Origin of the sequence: Bartonella sp. AA23NXGY (assembly GCF_042197165.1) — a bacterium.
Taxonomy (GTDB): Bacteria; Pseudomonadota; Alphaproteobacteria; order Rhizobiales; family Rhizobiaceae; genus Bartonella.
This window is the reverse complement of sequence record NZ_JBHIRO010000045.1, coordinates 1-3,722: the sequence shown is the minus strand read 5'-3', so window position 1 is coordinate 3,722 and position 3,722 is coordinate 1. Positions and strand designations below refer to the sequence as shown.

General features: G+C 42.6%; 5 protein-coding genes. All 5 read right to left on the bottom strand.

The annotated features are described in order from the left end of the window. Positions 1-124: 124 nt before the first annotated feature. Positions 125-352: a hypothetical protein gene (locus ACFINY_RS09465; RefSeq protein WP_375612620.1), complete on the bottom strand. Its 228-nt coding sequence runs from the start codon at positions 350-352 to the stop codon at positions 125-127. Beyond that, a complete protein-coding gene (locus ACFINY_RS09460) occupies positions 349-1,014 on the bottom strand; it encodes a lysozyme (protein WP_375612619.1) in 666 nt (221 codons plus the stop codon). Before ACFINY_RS09460 ends, ACFINY_RS09465 begins: the two co-directional genes overlap by 4 nt. Positions 1,015-1,027: 13 nt before the next feature. Further along, complete coding sequence (locus ACFINY_RS09455) at positions 1,028-2,737, bottom strand: alanine-zipper protein (RefSeq protein ID WP_375701043.1); 1,710 nt, start codon at positions 2,735-2,737, stop codon at positions 1,028-1,030. Between the two features lie 17 nt (positions 2,738-2,754). Next, positions 2,755-3,006: a hypothetical protein gene (locus ACFINY_RS09450; RefSeq protein WP_375612617.1), complete on the bottom strand. Its 252-nt coding sequence runs from the start codon at positions 3,004-3,006 to the stop codon at positions 2,755-2,757. A gap of 9 nt (positions 3,007-3,015) precedes the next feature. Beyond that, positions 3,016-3,722, bottom strand: a 707-nt coding sequence (locus ACFINY_RS09445; protein WP_375701042.1) for a phage tail protein, incomplete at its 5' end; no start/stop codon positions are given.

Genomic DNA, 3,722 nt, shown 5'->3' with positions numbered 1-3,722 from the left:
CCCACACAAGCGTTCACCTAGATTATTGTGCTTTAAGATCTCTCTTGCTAAATTGGAACTGATGGCGTTCAGATCTTGCCGGCTTAAATAAATAGGTAACCAACCAACACAAGAAGAAGCATATTTATTTGTCGCGCAACCAGTGAGAGAGAGCAGCACGCATATCAGCATCACTTTTTTGATTAACTTCACTTTCCACCTCAAGCCGTGTTGTGGCTGCTTTTAAAGCTTTTTCTGTTTGCTTTTGTTGCTCTACTTTTTTCCCAAGAGTAAAAGCTTTTGCTAAGGCAATAAAAAAAGCGGCTAAAGCCGCACCTGTTACCATCAAGTTTCTTTTCATCCATAAGATCATAGGCGGTGCTCCTGAAAGCGTTTAGCAACAAAGAAAATGCCAGTACATGCCGCTAAAACCATAATGGCGGCTAAAGCCCATTGGATTGGTCCATTGCCCGCTAAAAACCCACCAAGACCTGAGAAAGAACCAATAATCGGTGCCAATGCTTCTGCTTTGAGAAACCCTGTTGGTTGTTTCGTTTCTACTGTTTGATAATTAGAAGAAACATAAGCCCCTTTCGCCCATAGCCCTGCCTCTGCTACACGCCGGTGTACGAGACCTTGTAAACGTTTGCCTCCCGCTTTGGTCCATTTCTGCAATTCGGTTGGTACCGCTTCATAATCCCCCCGATTAAGCCTTTTAAGCAATGTAGAGTTTTGGAAAGCTGCAATACCCACATTATAACAAAAGGAAACAAGAGCGCCGAACTGCTCGTCGCTTAAATTCACACAAACTGCTTTTTCTACCGCCCTCTCATATTGCCGCAAATCTGCTAAAAGCATGTTTTCAGCTTTTTTTTCTGTAATCACCATACCCTCAACAACTGTTGGTTGACCGGCTTTTTTCGTATGACCATAACCAATCGTCCATATGCCAGAAGCATCTTGATAAGCCTGCAAGCGCAAACCTTCCCACTTTTTTAAACAGTATAAACAGTCTTTACTTATTTTCCGTGCCATTGTTCAATTCACCTTATAAATATACCTTTATGAGTACTGCTCCATCACCGCCGTCGCCGCCAATTTTGTCGCTTCCGTGTTTCCCATCAAAATATCCACCGCCGCCGCCGCCACATTCTTTACCACCTCTACCACCGTTACCACCTTTGTAACTCTCACCACCCTGCCCCATGATAGAACCCTTACATTTACCGCCACCGCCGCCGCCGCCGCCAAGAAAAGAACTTCCACCAGTACCAGCTCTCTTGCCGTCTATTCCACTCCCTCCACCATTACCACCAGAAAAAATAAAGCTTTCACCACTGCTGCCCTCCCTGTTTCCTTCTCCATCGCCGCCTTTCCCTCCAAAGTTAACGAGAGTCATGGAAACGGAATATCCTCCTTCTGCTGTAACAAGCCCTTTGATCATTGTTCTACCACCATTGCACAAAATGTTACTGTCATTACCTTTACCACCACGACCAATGTAAGCTGTTTTTAATTTATCTAAATCAGAACCTTTCATTTTAACATGCACACATTGACCGCCGCCGCCGCCGCCATCCTTAACGCCACCACCTCCACCGCCCCAAGCCCATACTTCGATATCGGTGTCAGCAGTAATACCATCAGGCAATGGAATATCTCCGCTTTCTGTCATCAGAATTTCAACAGGTTTTCTAACCCCGCCATCATTGTTGCCGCTACCAGCGCCGCTGCTATTGCTACTATTTGCTTTGATTGAAGCCATCAGTTTGGCTGGTGAGATAAGTGCATCCACTGTTTTTGTGCCATCAATCCAGTCTTGTTTGGCAAGAGGTTGAATGAGATCAACTTTTTTCTGTACACTATGTGCTGTATCTTGCGCTTTATCGGCTGCTGTTTGCGCAATATTTGCCTCAGCTTTTGCACTGTCTCCCGTTTTTTGTGCTGTCTCAGCCGTTTTTTTTGCATCTACTGCATAAGCTTTTGCATCATTTGCTGTTCTTAATGCACTATCTGCAACGTTCTTCGCTTCACTTGCAACATGAATCCCTTGTTGTGCAACATCTTCAACTTTATCAATTTTTGCAATCTGTGCACGTTCTGGAGGAGTTAAGATAAGATGCTTTTTCCCTTCCTTCATATTCTCCATATCAAATACATCTTTTTCTATTTTATCTGGATCATAAACTGATTTTGACATACCAAAAGACTTTGAGCCTACAAAATAACGAATGGTATTTTTGAGATCTACCGGAGATATGGGATAATAAACACCTTCATCTCCCCTCCGCCATTTTTCCATCGTTGGCTGCGTAGAACTCAACCATCGTAGCTTTGATCTTTCCTCTATGGTTAAGATCTTTTTGGTAGGACCCTCGTGCATATTTTCCATAGAAAATGTATTTGCCCCCACATTGTCGGGATCATATGTAGCAGCCTTCATATCGCCAATCCCTAAAGGCGATATTTTTACCCAGCCAGCGCCTGATAAAATCGCATTCTCATGCGCTTCACCACTTGCTTCAATATCACAAATTGTGACCTTATTTTTGTAAGCAAGAGCTCCAATATCTCTCTTTGCAATAGCATCATCAGCCTTTTTTCCTTGAGCAGCGGTTGCAAAATATTCTACCTCATAAGCTGCTGCACTCCCCACTGAAACAGGTGCAAGAGCCTTACTATCTAAAACACCTTCTTTGACTTCTTCTTTTGTTGCTGGTTCAAGCTTAAATATATGTGTGTGATAGGGTAATGGCATCGCGTTTCATTCCTTAATCAGTTCGTTGTCTTGTTGTGTGAGAGAGAGGACTGCAATTCATCAATCAGTTTTTGCATGATCTCTATGCGTTTATCTGTCGCTTCTTTATATTCTGCCAAAGCGCTTAAAAGATCATGCTGTATGTCGCTTTTGACAAGATCAAGTACCTTATTTAAGGGTGCATGAACCATTCGATTGCTTGCATAAAAAAGGACGCGGATTTGCTCCGCGTCCGCAATATCATCAATAGCAGACGGATTATTGATCATTTGAAAAACTCACGATTTTATGGCATAAACAACCGGTACATTAACAGGGCGTGTTTCTGCCTCGCCCGTTGAAGAAATCATTACCTTATGCGTGTGCACTCCAGCAGGTTGTGTATCTTTTGTATAATATGAATTACCAAAAGCAGGATTTCTGCCACCTATTTGACCAACTCTTGTAACCATAGAATAATCATGCTTATGCGTATGTTGACCTGCCTCTTCAATGGTACAAGCATGTGTATGAGATTTAATGCTGTCTTTTTGCACCTCTGCGAAGTCTCTATTTTGATCTAAACCGCGCCCATTATCAAAGCCGCGCAAAAACATTCCTCTAAAATCTGGAACTTTAAAGGTTGTATCACTGTTTTTTCCCCATTTATCCCCTATCGCCTTGAATAATTGCGGATAATCTTTGCGTTCATAAGTAGCGCCATCACATAAAAGCCAGCCGTTTGGGACTTCTTGCATAGCAAAGGTCGCAATAAAACCACAAGGAAAGGTTTCAACCTTCGGTGGTGGAATGGGGGTAGGGTTTAAAAGATACCAGCCATCAAGACCTTTTGTTGATACGCCATCATTATAGACTATTTCATAAATACCATTTGTTTGTAACTCACCACCTGTCAATGATACTATTCCCGTGCTGGTGGCTTTATAGAGTGGCTTTGCTCCTATATTATTCATGTTTATTGTTGTCGTACCAATATTTATACCAC

Coding starts and splice junctions, on each gene's coding strand:
- ACFINY_RS09465 (WP_375612620.1), bottom strand. CDS start 352: ATGATCTTATGGATGAAAAGAAACTTGATGGTAACAGGTGCGGCTTTA.
- ACFINY_RS09460 (WP_375612619.1), bottom strand. CDS start 1,014: ATGGCACGGAAAATAAGTAAAGACTGTTTATACTGTTTAAAAAAGTGG.
- ACFINY_RS09455 (WP_375701043.1), bottom strand. CDS start 2,737: ATGCCATTACCCTATCACACACATATATTTAAGCTTGAACCAGCAACA.
- ACFINY_RS09450 (WP_375612617.1), bottom strand. CDS start 3,006: ATGATCAATAATCCGTCTGCTATTGATGATATTGCGGACGCGGAGCAA.